The sequence below is a fragment of the Rhodobacter sp. TJ_12 genome (assembly GCF_020023995.1).
GTDB lineage: Bacteria > Pseudomonadota > Alphaproteobacteria > Rhodobacterales > Rhodobacteraceae > Rhodobacter.
Window position 1 is genome coordinate 1 of the sequence record NZ_NRRD01000024.1, and the last position, 20283, is coordinate 20283.

Consider the following 20283-nt stretch of genomic DNA (forward strand, 5'->3'; position numbering starts at 1 on the left):
CGCCAGCCCCCGCCGCGCGCGAGGCCGCCCGGCTTTCGGAGGGTTGCTTTGCGGGTTGCGGCGCGGGTTTGGGCGGTTGCTCTTCGGGCCGGTGCTGCTGCGCCTTGGGCGGCTCCTGCGGCTTCGGGCGCGGGCGCTCGGTGGGCGTGGGACTTTCGACCTCAATCTTTGGCGGCCCAGGCGGCAGCAGCACCGGATCGGGCAGCCGCACCTGTGGCACCTCGATCACCGGGGCGGTGAGCGGCAAGGTCATCTCGGGCGCGGGCAGGGCGATCTCGGGCGCCAGATCGACGAGCTGCGCCGCGATCGCCTCGAGGCTCTCGATATCTTCGCCGCCTGCCCCGGCCGCCACCAGCGCCGCGGGCGCGGCCTCGCGCCCCGAGAGCAGCGTGACGGCGAGCCCATGCACGACGACCGAAACCGCCAGCCCCAGAAGCAGCGCCCGACCGGGGCCTTCGGGGCGCTCAGGCAGCGCAAGGCTCATCGGGCCGCCTCTTCCAGCCCGACCAGCCCGATCTTGAGGTATCCGCCCGCGCGAAGCTGATCGAGAAGCCCCATCATATCGCCGTAAGGCACGGATTTGTCAGCAGACACGAAGATCCGCGTGTCAAGCTTGCCCTCTGTCGCCGCGGCCAGACGCGCGGGCAGATCGGCGGGCGCGACCGGCTCGCGCCCCAGCATCAGCCCCTGTTCGGCACTCAGGCTTAGAACCACCGGCGCCTTCGGGCGCGGCTGCGGCGCGCCGCTCGCCACCGGCAGATCGACCGGCACATCGACGGTGGAAAGCGGCGCTGCCACCATGAAAATGATCAAAAGCACCAGCATCACGTCGATGAAAGGCGTGATGTTGATCTGCGCTTCGGGGGCGAGATCGTCACCCTCAGAGACCCGGAGCGCCATTATTCCGCGACCAGATGCAGGGGCGTGGCCGAGGTGCCCTCGGACGCCAGCCGCGCCCGGTCAAGATCGCGCGACAGCGTGCGCTCCACCAGCGCCGCCGCGTCGGACAGACAGGCGCGATGCGCGCCAAGCGCCCGGGTCAGATGGTTGTAAAGCAGCACCGCGGGGATCGCCGCAACAAGGCCGAGCGCGGTCGCCATCAGCGCCTCGGCAATGCCCGGCGCGACCACGGCCAAGCTCGACGAGCCGCTTTGCGCAATGCCGACAAAGGCGTTCATGATGCCCCAGACGGTGCCGAAAAGCCCGACGAAGGGCGCGGTGGCGCCGATCGAGCCGAGCGCTGTCACCCCCGATTGCATCGCCCGCGCCGCCCCCGCCTCGATCCGCGCAAGCTCGATCGCGACGCGCTCCTTGATCCCGGCGGCGGGCAGGGCTTCCGAGGCGGCGATCTCGGCCAGCGCCGCGCGCTGCATCCGCGCGATCAACCCCTCGGGCAGCGGCCCACCCAGCCGCCCCGCCGCGGCCAGAGTGCGGTAATCGCGCGAAAGCCCCCGCCGCGCCCGCGCCAGATGCACAAGCTTCGCCACCCAGATCGCCCAGGCCAGCACCGAAGCCCCCAGCAGCCCTGCCATCACCGCCTGCACCAGCGCATCGGCCTGCGCGAACATCGACAAAGGCGTCAGCGCCTCCGACCCCGCCGCCGCCCGCAAGGCATCGGCAAGCGTGCCAAGACCAAGGCGGTCGAGCAGAAGGGACAGGGTCGGGTCGGCGGGGGGCATGGCGAACCTCGCAGTAGGGGGACAGACCGCGCGAAAGTGCTCGAGTCTTTCTATCGGACATTCATGGAGCTTATTTACTATTCTTGTCAACTATTAGCTTTGCCCCAGCCTCCTGGCCCCGATCAGGGCCTAGGGGGAACGCCCGCGATGGCTCTTGAAGGCGGTGGCGAAGCCCTCGACCGACACGAACCCCGCAACATGCGTCGCCTGCGCCACAGCGCATTATGCTGCATGTGAAAACGGGATCAATTGACAGATGACGGTGTCCGTAGCGCGCGATGCGGTCTCCAGATGTCGGGTACCAGTCGACATTGGCCACGGTGCATCGCGCGCGGAACGGGACGCATCAGGCGCGATGCGCGATACGGGCGGCGCGGGTCATTTGGCGCGCGCCCGCAGACGTGCTGCGGGGCGCACAAAACGCGGTCCAGAGGGCGTAGGACGTGTTGCATTGAGCGCGATGCGCGCTGCATTCGACAAAAGACGTCAAATCGGCCTGCGAGGCAGATTTTCTACATTTAGTACAAGCCCTTATTGCCTTCTCCGCTTGCGCTGAGAGAAGGCGGCCTTGTACGAAGTTGGGTACGAAGTTGGCAAGAAATAGGAACGTATACTTCACATGACGAGCCACCGCAGACTGACCGATCAGGAGCGCCGCCAGATCGTCCGGGAACGGGCGAAAGGCGTCTCGGTCAGTGCGATCAGCCGAGGCCTGAAGGTCTCGCTCAAGACCGCCTACAACGTGCTCGGACGGGGTCGTTCCGCCGTCTCGGCCAACGACAGCCGCACACGGGTCCTCACGATGCGGGTCAACAACACCTGCGCCCCGGTACGCCTGCCAACGATTGCGCTGTATTTGTTTTTGTTTCCGCCACCTGCAGCCCCCAATTCTTATGGTTTTTATTATGAATTCAGCCTGGCGTGCTCAACGGCGCTCAATTGTGATTTGCGAAACAAAGCTTGTGAGCGGCAAACGATCCAAAGACGGCACCGACAACACAACGCCTCCCGCCCGAGGCAAAGCCCTGGGCGGAAGAAACTCGATAGTCCGACTTGGCTGTTACATCCCGCCCGATTTCGCCGAGACGATCATCGCCGCGACCCGATCACGCAGGTCTTCTGGCATCCGCGTTTCCGCCGGAGCAAGGAAGCCCTGAACAATCAGGTTGCGCGCGGCCTCCTCTTCCATACCCGAGGCCATCAGATAGGCGAGTTTCTCGCCATCGATCCGCCCCACCGAGGCCTCGTGCGAAAGCGCTGTCCCTTCTGCCTGAGCGTCAAGGGCGGGCACGGCGCGGATCGCGCCCTGATCGGTCAGCTTCAACCCGTCGCAGCCCAGAAACCCTTCGGTCTGCGTCGCAGCGCCGATCATCCGCGCCAGGTTGTCGATCTCGCCACCTGTCGAGACCATCCGCGTGATTTCCTTTGCCCGTGCCCCCGGCGCGGTGAGCCGCGTTTCACTGTCGATCCGACGATGCGTCCCTTCGGGCGCAAAAACCACGGTCTGGGTGCTGCTGATCGCATCCGCACCCAGCTCCGTCCGGCTTTGCGCCACATGCTCCCGGATCGGAGCGAGCAAAATCGCTGTGGTGTCGGATTGCGCACCGGTTTCCAGCTGGGCGAAGCTGTAGGAATGCACCTCCATACCCGGCGCCCAATGCTCGATGCCAACCGAAGTGCAGCGCGCGCCCGCGCGCAGATAGGTTTCCGAAAGCGTGATATGGCGACCGCGATGAAGTGCTGGGGGGACCATCGCGCCGCCGATCATCTCGACCTCGGCACCGGCCTCGATCAGGGTGATATCATGCGTAAATTGTCGCGCCTGCGGAGTCTCGATCATCGAAAAGCACTGCACCGGCAGCCGCAGCTTCGCCCCTGCCTTGACCCAGATGAAATGGCCCAAAGGCGGTTGCATCGTATCTGCAATCGCACGGATATCGGCATTGGCCTCCGGCCCGACAAGGCCGAACATCAGATCCTGCACAAAATCGTGCGTTTCAAGCGCCTGCGCAAGCGGCAGGATCTCCAGTTGGTCGGGTATGTTAGACTGCGCCACCCGCATCCGGTCATCAATCAGCACGGCCGTGCCCGTGCGCAGGCTCTCGTCCGCGAAACCGACCTCGTGCAAAAGCGCACGCTCGGCATTGGAAAGGGGCAGCGGGGAAGTGAGCGCTTCATTCATGAAAATCTCCTCATCGTGAAGCCGCCGGCGTCAAACGTCGGGGGCGGTGTAGCCATGTGCCTGCACATGGGTGAAAAGCGCCTCCGCCGCGCCCGAGGCGATCAGTCGACCGCCGCGCAGGATATGGGCGCGATCAGCCCGTACATGGTGCAAAATGGTACCGGTATGGGTGATCACAAGGCCGGTGCGCGCTGCTTCGGGGCGGCGCACGATCCGGTCAATCGCTTGACCCACGGCGATCACATGCTCCAGATCTACGCCGCTCTCGGGTTCGTCGAACAGCACCAACTGCGGATCTTGCAGCATCAGCTTAAGGATTTCCCACCGCTTGATCTCGCCGCCCGAGAACCCCACGTTCAGCTCGCGCCGCGAGAAATCCGCCAGATCAAGCGCCGCCGCCTCGCTCTGCAACCGGTCCTGCGCCTGCAGCGCCGCGGCAAAAGCCGAAACCGTGACCCCGTCAAGCCCGGGCGGGCGCTGAAATGCCATACCTATGCCGCGTCTTGCACGCTCGGACAAAGGCATCTCGTTGATCTTCTCGCCGCAAAGCCGGATCTCGCCTGCGACGATGCGATAGGCCGGCAGACCCATGATCGCCGCCAGAAGGCTCGATTTTCCCGATCCGTTCGGCCCGAGCAACACGTGCAATTCGCCTTGCCCCAGCGAAAGGTCAATGCCCTCGAGCACCGACTTACCCGCAACCTCCACACTCAGACCCGAAATCTCCAGCATGATCCCTCCCGCGCACTTGCCTTGGATGAACCTCGCTGACGCATTTCGGCTGGGTCTTTGTACAGAGACTATCACTAACCTGATATTTTTTATCAGCCATATCGTCGCAGCCCGGATCGCATTGTGGCCAGAAAGCTGTATACCCCGCTCGGCGCCCCTGCGACATTTCACCAATCCAGATATTGACAGGAAGCGCGATGAGAGCCCAATAGAATGTTTCTTCGGGCCTTTGGTTGCTGTCGAAAGCGAAAATGGAAGCTGGCGCTGCCCCCGCAACCGTAAGCGGCGAGCCAAGTCAAGAATGCCATTGGGTGCTTTGATCCCCGGCACAGCCAGCCAAGCTGTGACCCGCAAGCCAAGAGATCCTCGGCTTGGGCATCGACCGACCCGGATCCTCTTCGTCGGCGCCCTTCCGGTTCCAGTCTTCGGTCGCAGCAAGCATGGCATAAAGCGCCGCGACCGCCTGACTGTCGAACCGTTTCACGTTGAAATTTATACCTTACATCCGTTTCAGAACGGGCCAGCCCGATCACCTGCTGTCCACGAAACCGGCCGCGTCTCAGACATAGCATTTTCACCATACCAGGCCCTTAACCAAGCTTTTTGGAATTGCTCTCAATTTAACAGCTCATTGACCGATCAGCCGCATTATAGAAACTTAAGAGTTAGGGGTGGACGATGACGAAATTTCCAGTGCAGCCGCGCGAACCAATCCAGTTGTCCGAGGCCAGCCCGCTTTCATTCGCCGTGTCGAGCCGCGACCGCGAAATTCTTGCGATGGTGCGCCAAGCGATCGAACGACGCGATGTGATGCTGGCCTTCCAGCCGATTGTACAGCCCGCCCATCCCGGACGCCCGGCCTTCTACGAAGGTCTGATACGGGTGATCGACGAGTCAGGGCGCATCGTGCCCTCGCATGATTTTATCGATACCGTTGAAACCAGCGACCTCGGTCGGAAGCTCGATTGTCTGGCGCTGGAAATGGGTCTGTTGACGCTCGCCGAAAACCCGAAGCTTCGGCTTTCGGTGAACATGTCAGCGCGTTCGATCGGCTGGCCCGAATGGATGCGTATCCTCACCCGGGGTCTTGCACGCGACGAAACAATAGGCGAACGGCTGATCCTTGAAATCACCGAATCCTCGGCGATGACGATGCCCGAGCTCGTTTTGGCTTTCATGAATGAGATGCAATTGAAGGGGATTTCTTTCGCGCTTGACGATTTCGGCGCGGGCTACACATCGTTTCGCTACCTGCGTAATTTCGATTTCGACATCTTGAAAATTTCCGGCCAGTTCATCTCCGGTATTGCGCGCAATACCGACAATCAAATCCTGACCCAAGCGCTTTTGTCGATTGCGCAGCATTTCGAAATGTTCACTGTGGCAGAAGAGGTGGAAAGCGCCGAAGATGCGGCATGGCTGACAGAAGCAGGCGTTGATTGCATGCAGGGCTATTACTTTGGCGCCCCCACCATCAGGCCGCCGTGGAGCGTGTCCGAGGTCCGGCAAGCGCGTTGTTAATCCCGCATCAAGCGCGCCGTGCCGGCGTTGCACAGCCCCCAGATGGACTGCTAAACTTCGTCCTCAGCATCTGGCGGACTGACAACGTAGCTTCGGCATTTTGAGGGAACTTGCATGGAGAATCTGGTGCGCGGACAATGCCTTTGCGGGGCGGTAACGTTCCGCATATCGGGACAGTTCGAGCGCTTCTTCCTTTGCCATTGTGGACGCTGCCGCAAGGATAGCGGTTCAGCGCACTCGGCCAATTTGTTCTCGTCCACGGCGAAGATAGACTGGGTGTCAGGTCAGGAGAATATCAGGACGTTCAACGTTCCGGGGACACGGCACATAAAGTGTTTTTGCGCAGCTTGCGGGTCCGCGCTCCCGTCTTACAACTCGAATGATGACGTTCTTGTTGTGCCGGCAGGCTCAGTTGACAGCCAAATCGACATTCTGCCCGAAGCGCATATTTGCTACTCCAATCGCGCGGAATGGGACGACAACCTCGACACCCTCGCAAAGATCGACGGGCTCCCAAAATAAGCACCACTCGCGGCAGGACATCTTCGGCGAAGCCATAGGATAAAGGCACGACAGCCATTTCCATAGCAACGCGAGGGGGCGAAACGCGCCCGCAGACAAAACCTGGCGCAAGTCTCTTCCTCGGGTGCTCTCCTCTTGCAAACCAACGTGGCCGATCACGTCAGAAATGCCCGTGTGCCGCAAAAAATAAATTGTCGCACACAGGGCGATGTGCAATAAATATGAAATCGTTGCACACAAGGCGCCCCATGCAGATCATCTCACACAGCCAGACCGCTCAGACGACCTATCAAGACCTGCTTCGGCTGCATCTCGACGAGCGCGTGGCAGAGGTGACGGGCACCATCGAAGAACGCCATCGCGCCGGACGCACCTATCTTTACGAGCGGTTTCGGCTCGGGACGGAGGCCCGCAGCCGCTATCTTGGCGAGGACAGCCCGCAACTTCGCGACCGGCTGGCGCGGGCAGCGGCGCTGAAATCGGATACACAGGCGCGACGTCAGAGGATGACCCGCCTGACTCGCATCCTGCGGGCCGAGGGCTACATCGCCACTGATCGGGACACCGGCTCGCTGTTTCTCGCCTTCGCCCGGACAGGGATGTTTCGCCTTGGCGGGACATTGATCGGAACAGCGGCCTTCGCGCTTTACCAGGGCGAACTCGGCGTGCGGATGGATGCGGAAAGGCTGGCACAGACCGGCGATATCGATCTGGCGAGCTTCCAGCGGCTCTCGGTCGCGCTGGAAGACAAGGTCGAAAAAGATCCGGGCGATATCCTTTCGGCGCTGAAATTCGACCCTGTGCCGGGGATATCGGACCGTCAAATATGGAAATGGCGGCAGAGCCGGTCAGAGGTGATGGTCGAGTTCCTGACGCCCGCCTTTGGCGACGAGACGGTAAAACCCCTGCCCGCGCTCGGGGTCTCGGCGCAGGCTCTGAACTATCTCAACTACCTGATTGCAGAACCAATCCCGGCGGTCGCAGTCTATCGCTCGGGCGTGCTCGTGCAGATCCCCCGCCCTGAGCGTTTCGCGATCCACAAGCTGATCGTGGCCGACCGCCGCCGCGAAAAATCGGATCGGGGCAAATCCGCGAAGGACCGGGCGCAGGCTGCCTTCCTGATCGAGGTGCTCGCGCAAGACCGTCCCGACGAGTTGGCCGAAGCCTGGGAGGATGCACGATCCCGCGGCCCGCGCTGGCGCAAGCGCCTGGACGCAAGCCTTGCCCGAATGGCCAAAACGGCAGAGAGACTCGCAAAGCTGGGCTAGCCCTGTGATTATGTCGACCACTTGGGTCCGGGCATCGGACCGATCGGCCCCCGCCGCAAGGGCGGGCCATGCAAGCCTTTGTCCGCCCTGCCCTGTTGCCGAACATCTTTGTCGCATGGCTCGGCTGCGTTTCCGCCATTGCGTCAACGTTTTTCGCTTGTCGCCCCTGAGTGGCTTTTGATAGCAGTTTCGCGATGGTTCTCGCAGGTCTTCGGGTTTGCGAGATGAAAAGGGAACGCGGTGCGACACCAGATATGGTGCCAACTCCGCGACTGCCCCCGCAACTGTAGGCGGTTAGCACGCTCGAAAGATACCACTGGCCCAAGCGGGCTGGGAAGGATCGGGCAAGCCATGAGCCGCGAGTCAGGAGACCTGCCATCATCGATGCAATCTCACGCCGGGCGGGGAGTCCCGGAAAGGAGTCTAAGATGCAACAGATCATGCGCTCGGCGCCTGTGCCCCCCTTTGGGGTGGGCCAAATCTTGTTGTGGCAGCCCTGCCCTTTTCATCCCTGATCGGCGCGATCCGCATTTTTCGCCCTGCTGTGCGCACAGGCCCGTGACGGCCCCTGCGCGCGTATTCCGGTTCTTAACCTTTTTCTGATGCCCGTCTTTTGGCGGGTCCTTTGAGGAGACGACAATGGTCCGCCACGCTATGCTTGCGCTGATGATGTCCTGCACCGCTTTGCCCGCTTTGGCGCATGATGGCGTGCTGGATGTCGTGGCCCCCTTTGAATTGAAAGGCCCAGACCCGATCCAGTCGGGCAACATCTTCTTGAAGATGGATGTGGTCGAAACTCTGGTGGATACCGATGAGGAAGGCCGGCTTCTGCCGGGCCTTGCCACCGCCTGGGACACCGCATCCGATGGGTTGCGCTGGAGCTTCACCCTGCGTGAGGGGGTTATGTTTCATGACGGAACCCCGATGGATGCGCCGGCCGTTGCCACCGCGCTGATCCGATCCTTGGAAAATGGCGGCTTGCTGGCCAAAGCGCCGATCAAAGACATCCATGCCTCCGGCGCGCACCGGGTGGACATCACGCTGCAAACTCCCTTCGCCATGCTGCCCGCCATGCTGGCCGAATATCGCGCCGCGATCATTGCCCCTTCCGCGATCAAGGCCGATGGCACCATCACCGCGCTGATCGGCACTGGCGCTTACAAGGTGACCGAACTTGCCCCCCCCAACAAACTCGCCTTGCAGGCCTTTGATGGCTATTGGGGCAAACCTGCTGCGATTGAAACGGCGGTCTATACCGCCAGTAGCCGCTCGGAAACCCGCGCGCTGATGGCGGAAAGCGGCGATGCAGATGTGACGATCAGCCTTGATCCGGCCTCGGTCCGTCGCCTTTCGGGGACCGAAGGGCTTGAGGTCCGTTCCGTCGCCATCCCGCGGGTGTTGATGCTGAAGGTCAATGGCACGCGCTATGATGCCCAAACGCGCAAAGCGTTGAGCCTTGCGATTGACCGCGACGGGATCGCACGCGCGGTGCTGCGCTACCCCGAAGGCGCGACGCAAATGTTCCCGCCGGGGATGGCGGGATGGCATGACGCCACGCTTACGCCGCTGCGCTATGACCCTGCCGCCGCCCGCGCCGCGCTTGAGGCGCTTGGCTGGACCGAAGGAGCCGATGGGGTTTTGCAAAAAGATGGCAAGAAACTGGAAATCGAAATCCTGACCTATCCGGACCGGCCCGAATTGCCACTGGTCGCCGCCGTATTGGAGCAAGAATTCGCCGCCATCGGCGCCAAAGCCACGATCAATTCCACCAATTTCTCAGAAATCCCCACGCGCCATACCGATGGCACGCTGGACACTGCCCTTTTTGCGCGCAATTTCGCTCTGCTGCCTGATCCGGTCGGCACGCTGTTGCAAGATTACGCGCCTGACGGGGAATGGGGGGCGATGGGCTGGTCGAATACCGCCTTTACAGCAGGCGTGACCGCGATGGCCGAGGGCACCGCCCCCGAAGACACGCGCGCGCGCCTTGTTGCCACCTTGCAAGCCGAACTGCCGGTGCTGCCGATTGCGTGGTATCAACAGACAATGGCCATTTCCGACAGCGTCAAAGGGGTGGTTTTGGACCCGTTTGAGCGCACACTGGGCCTTAAATCGGTGGAGTGGGCGGAATGATCCGAGCACTTGGGTGGCGGCTCGCCCAAGCCGGGATGGTGGCATTCCTTGTCGCCATCTCCAGCTTTTTGATGATGCGCGCTTTGCCGGGCGACATGGTGATGCGCATCGCTGGCGCGCGCTTTGGCTATGACAATATCACCGCCGAAAATGCAGAACTTGTACGCGCGCAGCTCGGCGACCCCTCTGGGATCGGGGCATTTTTCGGTTGGTTTTCCGGCATGTTGCGCGGCGATCTGGGCAATTCCCTGGTCTCCGGCATGCCGGTCTCCGCAGAGATCGGGCACCAATTGGGCGCCACGGCGCAACTGGCTGGGGGGGCGATTGTGCTCTCGCTGCTGATCGGGCCGCCGCTCGGAATTGCGGCCGGTCTGCGGCCGGGCGGCTGGTTTGACCGGCTGACGCTTTTGCTGGCCGCCGCGCTTAAGGCGACGCCGCAATTTCTGTTGGGACTAGTGCTGATCGTCCTCGTGTCGATCGCGCTTGGGCTGCTGCCCGCGGCAGGCCATGGCGCGCCGCAGCATCTGGTTTTGCCAGCGCTGACGCTGGCCTTGGGCCTTGCCGCCGCCACAACCCGCATCACCCGAGAGGCGCTGGTGCAAGCACGGCAGTCGGATTGGTGGCGTTTTGCGCGCTGGAAAGGCCTGCGCGAGGATCAAGTCTTGCTGTTTCACGGGCTGCGCCATGTTGCGGTGCCGGTGCTGACGTTGATCGCGGCGCAATTCGTAGCACTGATGGAAGGCGTGGTCGTGGTGGAAACGATCTTTGGCTGGCCCGGGATCGGCCATGCGCTTGTGCATGCGGTGTTTCACCGCGATGTGCCCATGGTGCAAGGCACCGCCTTGATGATGGGGCTCGCCTTTGTGCTGGTGAACGCCTGCGCCGATATTGCCGCCCGACTGTTGGACCCGCGGGAGGCGCGCCAATGATCGCCCGCTATTTTGGGGCGGCCATCCTGGCCGCTGTGTTGATGTTCGCGCTTGGCCTGCCGCTCATCCATCCGGTGGACCCGGTGGCGCAAAGCCTGATGCATGCGCTCCACCCCCCCTCCTTTGAAAGCTGGCTTGGCTATGACCATTTGGGCCGGTCAATGGCGGCACGGCTGGCGGCGGCCCTGCGGCTATCGCTTGGACTGGCGGCCGCCACGCTGCTCACCACCGCCGTCATCGGCGTGGCGCTTGGCGCTTTGGCAAGCTGGCGCGGGGGCTGGGTGGACCGGGCTGTGACTCTGTTTGCCGATAGCGTTGTGGCTCTGCCCGCGCTCTTGATCGTGCTGATGGCCGGGATCATTTTGCCCAATCAGCCGCTGGCCTTCTGGGCCGGGCTGTCGGCTACGCTTTGGGTGGAAATCTTCCGCCTCACCCGCGCCACGATCCGCGCGCAACTTGCCGCCCCGTCGGTGGAAGCCGCGCGGCTTTTGGGCTTCGGGCCGTTTTACATCTTCCGCATCCATCTCTGGCCGGAACTGGCCCCGGTGCTGCGCGCAACCTTTGCGCTGACCTTTGCGGCGGTGGTGATGGGGATCGCCGCGCTTGGCTTTGTCTCGGTCGGGGTGCGCGCCCCCACACCGGAACTGGGGCTGATGATGGTCGAATTGCTGCCCTATTGGCGCGAGGCCCCCTGGGCATTGTTGCAACCTGTTCTTGTAACGCTGGCCACGCTGCTGGCGCTGACCCTCATTGCCGGAGAAAAGCGCACATGAGCCTGCTGACTGTTGAAAACCTTTCTGTCCATAGCGCCCTGCAAGAGATGGTCGCGCCGATTTCCTTGCAGCTTGACCCCGGCCAGGCGGTCACACTGATCGGTGAGACGGGGTCGGGCAAAAGCCTGTTTGCGCAGGCTCTGCTTGGCACTTTGCCGACGGGCCTGCATGCGCAGGGGGTGCTTTCCCTGCTCGGCCAACAGGTTGCAATCGACAACCCAACCGCCATCGAAGGGCTTTGGGGGCGCGCCATATCGGTGCTGCCGCAAGAACCCTGGCGCGCGCTTGACCCGTTGATGCGGGCTTGGGGGCAGGTCGAGGAGGTCTATCGGCTGGTTGCACGCAGTGACACACCCGAAAAAGCGACCCGCGCGGTTCTCAACGCGCTTGATCTGGGCAAGGCAGGCGATCGGTTCCCGTTTGAGCTTTCCGGCGGGATGGCACAACGGCTGGCCATTGCCGCTGCGCGCGCGGGCGGCGCGAAAATCGTGATCGCGGATGAACCCAGCAAAGGGCTGGATCTGGCGCGCCGCGACGAGGTAGCCCGCCGCCTGCGCATCGTGCCGGAAACCGGCGGTGCGCTGCTGACCATCACCCATGATCTTGAACTGGCCGAAATGCTGGGCGGAGAGATCATCGTGTTGCGCGAGGGTCAGATCGTTGAACGCGGCCCCGCCATGCAGGTGCTGCGCGCCCCGCAAGCACCCTATACGCGCAAACTGATCGCCGCAGAGCCGCGCCACTGGCCCGCCCCCCCTGCCCCGCATCCCGGGGCGCCGATCTTGACCGCCACGGGGCTGACCGTGGCGCGCGGCGGCAAGGTGCTGTTCTCTGGGCTTGATATCTCTTTGCATGCGGGCGAGGTGGTGGGGCTTTGCGGCCCCTCGGGCGTTGGCAAATCGTCTTTGGGAGATACGCTTTTGGGGCTTGCGGATCCTGCGGCGGGGCAGATCAGCCGTGGCGCGGGCCTTGCCCCGATCCGGTTTCAAAAGCTCTGGCAAGACCCGCCTGCAGCCTTTGCCTCCCATCAGCGCATTGGCCAAGGATTGGCGGATCTGATGGCGCTTCATGGCATTGCCCGAGACCGTCTGCCACCGCTTCTGGCGCGGCTTCGACTGGACCCGGCGCTATTGGAGCGTTTGCCCACAGAGGTTTCGGGGGGCGAATTGCAGCGCCTTGCCATTGTGCGCGCGCTTTTGCTGGATCCGGTGATGCTGTTTGCCGATGAGCCAAGCTCGCGGCTCGATCCATTGACCCAACGCGAGGTGATCGGCATGCTGACCGATCTTGCCCGCAGCCAGGGCATCGCGCTTTTGCTGGTCAGCCATAGCCCGGATCTGATTGCCCAAGCAACAGACCGGCAGGTCCACTTGAATGAAAATCCGGGCGCGCCGCAGGCGGCGGCCACGCTTCAAACCGCCTAGCGGCGGCGCACTGACCCACAACACGCCGCAAAGGGCCAAGACCGCGATCTGAAACCAAAGATCCGGCCTTCGCCCCTTGCGAAACGTTACATCCGCCCCCGTCTGTCTGGCCCCGGCGTGTGGCGCATCTCGGAGGCGCTCATTTCACCTCCTCCAGCGGTATATAGAGATCGCCGCCCTCCTGGAACTTCTCCGCCATCTTCTTCATGCCTTCCTTTTGCGCCTCGGCACGGATGTCGTGGCTAAGGCGCATGGAGCAGAATTTCGGCCCGCACATCGAACAGAAATGCGCCACCTTATGCGCCTCCTTGGGCAAGGTTTCATCATGCATCGACCGTGCCGTGTCCGGGTCGAGCGACAGGTTGAACTGATCCTCCCACCGGAACTCGAACCGCGCGCGGCTCAGGGCATCGTCGCGGATCCGTGCGGCCGGGTGCCCCTTGGCCAGATCGGCGGCGTGGGCGGCAATCTTGTAGGTGATCACCCCCATTTTCACGTCGTCCCGGTCGGGCAACCCAAGATGCTCCTTGGGTGTCACATAGCAAAGCATCGCCGTGCCAAACCAGCCGATCATCGCCGCACCGATGCCACTGGTGATATGGTCATAGCCCGGTGCAATGTCGGTGGTCAGCGGCCCAAGCGTATAGAACGGCGCCTCGCCACATTCGCGGAGCTGCTTGTCCATGTTTTCCTTGATCTTGTGCATGGGAACATGGCCCGGCCCCTCGATCATCACCTGACAATCCTTGGCCCAGGCGATCTGGGTCAGCCGACCCAGAGTTTCCAGCTCGGCGAACTGTGCCGCATCGTTGGCATCGGCGATCGAGCCCGGGCGCAGCCCGTCGCCCAGGCTGAACGCCACATCATAAGCGCGGGCAATGTCGCAGATCTCGTCGAAATGCTCGTAAAGAAAACTCTCGCGGTGATGGTGCAGGCACCATTTCGCCATGATCGAGCCCCCGCGCGAGACGATGCCCGTCGACCGGCCCACCGTCATCGGGATCATATGCAACCGCACCCCCGCGTGGATGGTGAAGTAATCTACCCCCTGCTCGGCCTGCTCGATCAGCGTGTCGCGGAACACCTCCCAGGTCAGGTCTTCCGCGATGCCGCCGACCTTCTCCAGCGCCTGGTAGAGCGGCACCGTGCCGATGGGCACCGGTGCATTGCGCAAGATCCATTCACGAATGTTGTGGATGTTATGGCCCGTGGACAGGTCCATCACCGTGTCCGCGCCCCAGCGGATCGCCCAGACCATCTTTTCGACTTCCTCGGCCATCGACGAAGTGACGGCAGAATTGCCGATATTGGCATTGATCTTGACAAGAAAGTTGCGCCCGATGGCCATCGGTTCGGCCTCGGGGTGGTTGATATTCGCGGGGATGACCGCCCTACCCCGCGCGATCTCGTCTCGTACGAATTCGGGCGTGATCAAATCAGGGATCTCGGCGCCAAAGCTCTCGCCGTCGCGAGCCAGCGCCTCTTTCGCGGTTTTGCGCCCAAGGTTTTCGCGGATCGCGACGAATTCCATTTCGGGCGTTATGATCCCGGCCCGGGCATAGGCCATCTGCGTCACCGCCTGCCCGTCCTTGGCCCGGCGCGGCACCAGGCGGTGCGGGAATTCGGGTGTCAGCCGCGCACCTTCGGCAAAACCGTTGTCCTCCGGCTTCACATGACGGCCCTCACAGGTCTCTGTATCGCCCCTTGCGGCAATCCAGGCCGCGCGCAGACGCGGCAGGCCGCGATCAATGGCGATCTCGGCTTGCGGGTCTGTATAGGGGCCAGAACTGTCGTACACGGAGACAGGAGGCTCTCCGGCCGTGGGATGCAGATCGATCTCGCGCATGGGCACGCGTATCTCGGGGTAGTGTTCGCCCGTGTGCCAGACGCGGCGTGAAGCGGGCAGCGGGCCCGTGGTGACGGTTGGGGGCAGGTCTTTCATCGGTCGGAGCCTCCAGAGCTCAAGGCGTTGGAGACCCAGTTCCGCGTCGAATGGGATTGCCGGTATAGGATCGGTTCCTTCCCACAAGAACGTGGTCCGGGCCCGCGCGGCCAGTGCACCATCCCTACGCCAGTGTGAACTGGATCAGGTTCATCGGGTCACTGCGCTGCGCGGCTTCGGTGTCCGGCCAGCAGTATCTCAGCCTCTTGTCGAGACCCCCCGGGTGAGTGCGTCGAAATTGCGCTTCGGGCTATAAGTTGTCAACCTCCGCAGCCCGGCGAAACCGACCGCCTATCGTCAGGTTCGCCCCCCCCGGGCGCATGGCAGCAGCGCCGATTTCCGAACATGATTTTACTGGCATTCGGGGAAAATCAATCATATGGTTGATTTATGACCGAACAGAAACACCCCTATCTGAGAAAAGACCAACGCCGGACCATGATCGCCGAGGCGGCACGGGCGCTCATTCTTGAAAAGGGTTATGCCGCACTCCGCACCCGTGATGTTGCATCGCGCGCGGGCATCAACACCTCCACACTGCATTTCCACGTACCAACCAAAGCCGCTTTGGTGGCGCTCGTCGCCGAAACGACACGCGACAGCTTCCTCGCCCTGCTGCCTCCAGTGCCCGATCCCAAGCAGCCTGCCCGTATGCAGTTGCGCGCCGAAGCCGCAGCTTATCATGACAGCCTTCGCGACCACCCCGAATTGGCGGCGTGCTTCGCGCAGCTTCACCAGATCGCCGGGACAGAGCCCGCGATTGCCCAGATGCTCGACGGTTTCACCCAAAACTGGTGTCAGCGCTATGTCGAGATCCTGACCATCGGACAGAAGCAGGGCGTATTCCGGGCCGATCTGCACCCCTTGCCCGCAGCTTTGGCGCTTACCGGTGCGCTGGCGGCTTTTGGCCCCCGCGCGCCCACCGGGCTGGCCATGTTCTGGCCGGTGTTCGACGAAACGGAACGCGGTTTCTTAGCGACCCAGCCTCACTGAGGAGAAAATCATGAAGTTTTCCGACATGGCTGAACGACAAATCCTCAAGGCGCAGGCCGAGGGGCAGTTAGACAACCTCAAGGGGGCGGGACGCCCTCTGAACCAGGCAGGGGACGGGAGCGTTGACGCAATCGGCTTTCGGATCATGGCAGAGGCTGGGGCATTGCCGCGTGAAATCCAATTGCGCAAAGCCGTGGAAGAACAGACCCGTGTTGTGTCCGCCGCCGCCGATGAGGTGACCCGAAAGCAGGCGGCGAAAAAACTCGCCGATCTTCAGTTACGGCTCGACATAGAACAAGAAGCGCGGCGGCGTTTTTACGGCCGCTGACGTTCTTGAGGCTGGTGCCTGCACATCCGCGCCCCCTGCCCTTTCAAACAGCCGCCGTCTCACGTTCTGCCGGGTCCGCAACCGATCCTGAAACCAGATCGCCGGCGCCGGATGCCAAGGCGACCGGCGCCGGCGAAAAGCATCCGCACGCGCGAAAGCCTTGAAGGCTTCCCCGCGGGGAAGATCAGGCGATATCCCCAAGAAGACGGGCCAGCGCGGCCTCAAGCTTGCGCCGATCAAGGGCCGAAAAATCGCGGTCGAGCTTGATTTCGAGACGCCCGTTCGCGGCGGTACATTTCGCAGCCCCAAGCGGCGAGGCCACCTGAAACGTGGTCTTGGCACGCGCCGGGGGCCGGGCTTTGGAGGCACCCGGATCAGGCGGCGGCGCCCCCTGCCCGGCCGTCTCTGCCTCCATCCCGGCCGCTTTGCGCAAAACCTCCAACTCGTCGGCCACCGAGCGGTTCTCCCAATCGCGCAACACTGCGTTGATCTGCGTAACCAGTTCGGGGCGTTCCTCGATCGCCGCCGCCAGCCTGAGCCCCAGCGCGCGTGGAATATGCGGCGCAAAGCGCAAAGCGTCGCCCAACCGATCCATCACCCGGATGAACTGCCGGATGTAGCTGCGCTTTTGGTAGCCCGCCGATTTGAACAGCTCGGCCACAGCGCGATCGGCATCGCTTTCAGCCGTCTGCGGGTCGCGCGCATAGCTCAGCGCTAACATCGCCATTTCAGCAAAGGAAATGTCCTTGCGCACGAGGTTCTCGTCGACCATGCGCCGATAAAGCCCCTCCAGATTTTCCCCGCGGGGAAGAATGCCCGCCGGAATCTTGCCCCACCGCTCCGCGTCGCCGGTCTCGGCAAGAAGCGCCTTGTAGGCGGCAAGACGGCGGAACCCCTGCACCAGTTCGAACCGGCCATCCTCGCGCGCCTCGACACGGATCGGGTTCGACAGACCGATGTCGCGGATCGAGGCCACCAGCTCGGCCAGTTCAAGGTCATCTCCCTTGGCGCGGTCGCGCACCAGCTTCCAGCTGTCGATTGCCTCAAGCGCCACCATGTCGACGATCAGACCGAGCCGCTTCATCCGAACATGCTCGGCGGCCAGCGCATCGTTTTCGGCACGGATCTTGTCCTCAAGCGCACGGCGGTCGCGCAACGCCTCGGCATTCTCGGAGATGGCGGCGGCCATCGGCGAGCGGCGCGGGGCAGGGGAGGGGGACGGGCGCTCCTTCCCCGCGGGGAAGGTCTCGTCTTCGGGCAGATCGATATCGAAGGTACGACGCTTTTTCATTGCTCATCCTCCATCTTGTCCCACGCCGCCAGCATGCAGGATCTAAATTCCGCATAGGCGCGATCAAACGAGGCGCGGGCGCGGCGCCAGGTTTCGCGGGTCATGGTGCGATAGTCGATTTCATAGACCGACGAGAGAAACCGGCCCGACTGTTCGACCGCGCGCGTCATCTCGATCGGCTCCTTGCAGACGGTATCGCCAAAGACCTTGCAGAAAGCCTCATACATCGCGCGGTGCAATTCGTTGCCCGGCTCGTAGCGCGTCATCAAAAAGCGCATGTCGATGAACGCCTTCGGCAGACGCATCTTCCCCGCGGGGAAGGTGCCGTCGAACCCCTGCGAAAGATCTTCGAGCGCCTCGGCCAACTGCCCGATGAACGAGGTGGTGCTGTCATATTCCCAATAACCGGGGCCCGACGGGATATAGAGCACATCGGCCGCAAAGACGGCGTTCATCGATTGATACCCGATGGCGGGGGGGCAGTCGAAGAGGATGATGTCATAGGCATCGTTCGACAGCGCATCGAGATAGCGCGAGACGGCCGCGAAAAAGGACCAGTCGGGGTTGAGATGGCGATACTGTGCGCTTGCAAATTCGACGAAGGCGGCATTGGCGCAGCTGGGCACAATATCGATGGTCGGCCAGGCGGTGGGCCGGATGAAGTCGGTCACGCGCAGATCGCCCAGACCCAGGTCCCGCACAGAAGCCGGCAGACGCCGCTGGGGCAGGGCGGCCCCGCTTTCGGCGGCGCGGGGCGCGGCATTCATCCGGTCGGTTTCATGCACCAGATCGCGCGCGATGATCCCCCAAACCGTCAGTTCCTCACTGACATCATGCAGCCCCATCGAATGGGTCAGCGTGGCCTGCGGGTCAAAATCGACGACCAGCACGCGATAGCCATCAAGCGCCGCCGCATGCGCCATGTGCAAAGCCACGGTCGATTTGCCCGCGCCGCCCTTGAAGTTCGAGATCGCCGCACGGATCGCGCGCTTGCCGGCGGGACGTTTGGGCATGAGCGAGGTGCGGTTAATCTTCATCTTGCGCCGCAGCTCGTTGATCTCTGTCAGCGAAAACCAGCGCTGGCGCCCATCCTCCTCGACTTCCCCGCCGGGAAGGTCGGGATCGGCGGCGAAGCGCCCGCGGAAGGTCGACTGGTTGATCTTGAAGATCAGCTCCGACACCTCCCAGGACGAGAATCTGCGCAGGGTCTTTTCATGCTCGGGCGAGAAGGTCTGGCGTCGGATAAAGCCCTGCATCTTCAGTGACTGCGCCTGAAGAGCGGCGAGATCTTCGTGGGTGTACATGCTCGATTCCATTGTCTGGACGTAGATTGTTTGCAATTTCTGAAATACGATGGATTTGGCAAAACTTCAAAACCTAAGTTATGCTTAGATCGTGTTTTGCCGAGATGCCCAAATTGTCCGGCTTTTCCAGGACCTATGCGATTCGGCAGTGAAGCCCTAAACACGACGGCGCAAGAGGTCTGGGCCGGCGCGCAGAAGCAAATATTGAGGTGACATGCGGCGCCCTCATCCAGAGATTGAGGGGACAACACTGCCCCTATTAGGGGACACGGAGGATGTCCCCTAATACCATTAAGAACCTTTTCTTTTTGATTTTGAGAACGGGTTCGACAGATCCAAACTGCGGAATGCGCAAGCACCCCTTGACAGAATCGGCCAACAGGACGCTAATGCCGACAACAAAACGAAAAACGCTTGGCGGTGGCGTAGAGAGTTGAGAAGCAACGTTCTTCGGAACTCTTTGCAGGATAACGACGTGACTGCCAGTTCATAAGCGGTGGGGCATCGTCTCCGAGGGCAGGACATGTTGATGAAGAAGGCCGTCGGTCGCGGCGGGGCTACGCGCAAATACGATCTGCTGACGATCCTTGGCGTGCATGCGCTTTCGCAAGGGAAAACCTTGCAAAGGCAAACCCTGCGTCTCATCTGTCTGATCACTGCCCGCTATAATTGGCAAAACGATCATCTCTCTGTCGGTCAAACTGAAATTGCGCGGCTTTGGTCGGTCGATACCCGAACGGTCAAGCGCGAGATGGCCGTCTTTCGCGAACGTGGCTGGCTGATCGAGAAGCGGCCCGCGGCGCGGGGACGGGTCACCGTCTACGGCCTTGGGATTTCGCAGATTCTGGAAGACACGCGCGCAAGTTGGGAAATGGTCGGCCCCGATCTGGTCAAGCGGCTCGATGGCCCGGTCGCCGAGGTCGAGGACAGTAAAGTGATACCATTTCCACAGGTGGCTTTGCCGGCAGGGGAGGGTGTCTGGCCCCGGATCGCGCGTCGCCTGCAGGAGGAAGACGCAAGTATCTACCGTGCGTGGTTTGCGGCTCTCGAAGTGGAAGAGATGGCAGAAGAGTTGTGGCTGCGGGCGCCTTCGGCATTTCATGCGACTTATGTGCGCACGCATCACATGTCACGTCTTGAGGCTGCCTTGGCATTGGAAGCGCCGGGATATGGGGTGCGCCTTAGCTGACGCCTCCGTTGTCAGGGCAGGCAGATCCGCAAATAGGATAAGGGCGGCTTGCCTTTCGTGAGCCGCGCTGTCA

General features: G+C 62.3%; 17 protein-coding genes, 1 pseudogene and 3 riboswitches. Of the genes and pseudogenes, 10 read left to right on the forward strand and 8 right to left on the reverse strand.

All coding sequences use genetic code 11. The features are described from left to right. From CKO11_RS14705 to CKO11_RS14725, 5 genes and pseudogenes are all read right to left on the reverse strand, one after another. Positions 1-484, reverse strand: a pseudogene (locus CKO11_RS14705) (hypothetical protein); the annotation flags it as partial. Next, on the reverse strand, positions 481-900 hold the full coding sequence (gene exbD / locus CKO11_RS14710; RefSeq protein ID WP_223640381.1) for a TonB system transport protein ExbD: 420 nt from the start codon (positions 898-900) through the stop codon (positions 481-483). The pseudogene CKO11_RS14705 and the gene exbD, both read right to left, overlap by 4 nt. Continuing rightward, on the reverse strand, positions 900-1679 hold the full coding sequence (gene exbB / locus CKO11_RS14715; RefSeq protein ID WP_223640384.1) for a tonB-system energizer ExbB: 780 nt from the start codon (positions 1677-1679) through the stop codon (positions 900-902). Before exbB ends, exbD begins: the two co-directional genes overlap by 1 nt. A 1060-nt stretch (positions 1680-2739) precedes the next feature. Further along, complete coding sequence (locus CKO11_RS14720; RefSeq protein ID WP_223640387.1) at positions 2740-3861, reverse strand: SufD family Fe-S cluster assembly protein; 1122 nt, start codon at positions 3859-3861, stop codon at positions 2740-2742. A 30-nt stretch (positions 3862-3891) separates the two neighbouring features. Beyond that, on the reverse strand, positions 3892-4593 hold the full coding sequence (locus CKO11_RS14725; protein WP_223640390.1) for an ABC transporter ATP-binding protein: 702 nt from the start codon (positions 4591-4593) through the stop codon (positions 3892-3894). A 206-nt stretch (positions 4594-4799) separates the two neighbouring features. Beyond that, a riboswitch (cobalamin riboswitch) is annotated at positions 4800-4978 on the forward strand. 293 nt (positions 4979-5271) lie between these two features. Between CKO11_RS14725 and CKO11_RS14730 the strand changes: the two genes are divergently transcribed. The 7 genes from CKO11_RS14730 to CKO11_RS14760 all read left to right on the forward strand — a co-directional run bounded on the left by CKO11_RS14730 (position 5272) and on the right by CKO11_RS14760 (position 13163). Then, the gene (locus CKO11_RS14730; protein ID WP_223640393.1) at positions 5272-6114 is read left to right on the forward strand and encodes an EAL domain-containing protein; all 843 of its coding nucleotides are present in this window, start codon (positions 5272-5274) and stop codon (positions 6112-6114) included. A 114-nt stretch (positions 6115-6228) separates the two neighbouring features. Next, positions 6229-6636 (forward strand): GFA family protein, encoded by a 408-nt coding sequence (locus CKO11_RS14735; RefSeq protein ID WP_223640396.1) that lies wholly within the window; start codon positions 6229-6231, stop codon positions 6634-6636. Between the two features lie 248 nt (positions 6637-6884). Beyond that, a complete protein-coding gene (locus CKO11_RS14740; protein ID WP_223640399.1) occupies positions 6885-7904 on the forward strand; it encodes a GSU2403 family nucleotidyltransferase fold protein in 1020 nt (339 codons plus the stop codon). A gap of 178 nt (positions 7905-8082) precedes the next feature. Then, positions 8083-8299: riboswitch (cobalamin riboswitch) on the forward strand. Between the two features lie 244 nt (positions 8300-8543). Next, complete coding sequence (locus CKO11_RS14745; RefSeq protein ID WP_223640401.1) at positions 8544-10037, forward strand: ABC transporter substrate-binding protein; 1494 nt, start codon at positions 8544-8546, stop codon at positions 10035-10037. After that, positions 10034-10966 carry an ABC transporter permease gene (locus tag CKO11_RS14750; protein ID WP_223640404.1) on the forward strand — a complete coding sequence of 311 codons (933 nt, stop codon included), beginning with the start codon at positions 10034-10036 and terminating at the stop codon, positions 10964-10966. Before CKO11_RS14745 ends, CKO11_RS14750 begins: the two co-directional genes overlap by 4 nt. Further along, positions 10963-11739, forward strand: coding sequence for an ABC transporter permease (locus tag CKO11_RS14755; protein WP_223640407.1), 777 nt, complete (start codon positions 10963-10965; stop codon positions 11737-11739). Before CKO11_RS14750 ends, CKO11_RS14755 begins: the two co-directional genes overlap by 4 nt. Further along, positions 11736-13163, forward strand: coding sequence for an ABC transporter ATP-binding protein (locus tag CKO11_RS14760; RefSeq protein ID WP_223640409.1), 1428 nt, complete (start codon positions 11736-11738; stop codon positions 13161-13163). The genes CKO11_RS14755 and CKO11_RS14760 overlap by 4 nt, the downstream gene beginning before the upstream one ends. Positions 13164-13302: 139 nt before the next feature. Here CKO11_RS14760 and thiC read toward each other — a convergent pair whose 3' ends face one another. Next, entirely contained in the window at positions 13303-15105 is a 1803-nt protein-coding gene (gene thiC / locus CKO11_RS14765) for a phosphomethylpyrimidine synthase ThiC (RefSeq protein ID WP_223640412.1), read from the reverse strand. Positions 15106-15208: 103 nt separating this feature from the next. After that, positions 15209-15337: riboswitch (TPP riboswitch) on the reverse strand. Positions 15338-15543: 206 nt separating this feature from the next. On the opposite strand from thiC, the gene CKO11_RS14770 reads away from it, so the two are divergent. Both CKO11_RS14770 and CKO11_RS14775 read left to right on the forward strand, forming a co-directional pair. Then, entirely contained in the window at positions 15544-16098 is a 555-nt protein-coding gene (locus CKO11_RS14770) for a TetR/AcrR family transcriptional regulator (RefSeq protein WP_223640415.1), read from the forward strand. Positions 16099-16108: 10 nt separating this feature from the next. Beyond that, entirely contained in the window at positions 16109-16426 is a 318-nt protein-coding gene (locus tag CKO11_RS14775) for a DUF1992 domain-containing protein (RefSeq protein ID WP_223640418.1), read from the forward strand. Between the two features lie 184 nt (positions 16427-16610). On the opposite strand, the gene CKO11_RS14780 is transcribed toward CKO11_RS14775, so the two are convergent. Continuing rightward, complete coding sequence (locus CKO11_RS14780) at positions 16611-17717, reverse strand: ParB/RepB/Spo0J family partition protein (RefSeq protein ID WP_223640420.1); 1107 nt, start codon at positions 17715-17717, stop codon at positions 16611-16613. Then, positions 17714-19021, reverse strand: coding sequence for an AAA family ATPase (locus CKO11_RS14785; protein ID WP_223640422.1), 1308 nt, complete (start codon positions 19019-19021; stop codon positions 17714-17716). The genes CKO11_RS14780 and CKO11_RS14785 overlap by 4 nt, the downstream gene beginning before the upstream one ends. Positions 19022-19550: 529 nt before the next feature. On the opposite strand from CKO11_RS14785, the gene CKO11_RS14790 reads away from it, so the two are divergent. Beyond that, positions 19551-20210, forward strand: a complete 660-nt coding sequence (locus tag CKO11_RS14790; protein ID WP_223640424.1) for a DnaA N-terminal domain-containing protein — start codon at positions 19551-19553, stop codon at positions 20208-20210. Positions 20211-20283 lie beyond the last annotated feature (73 nt).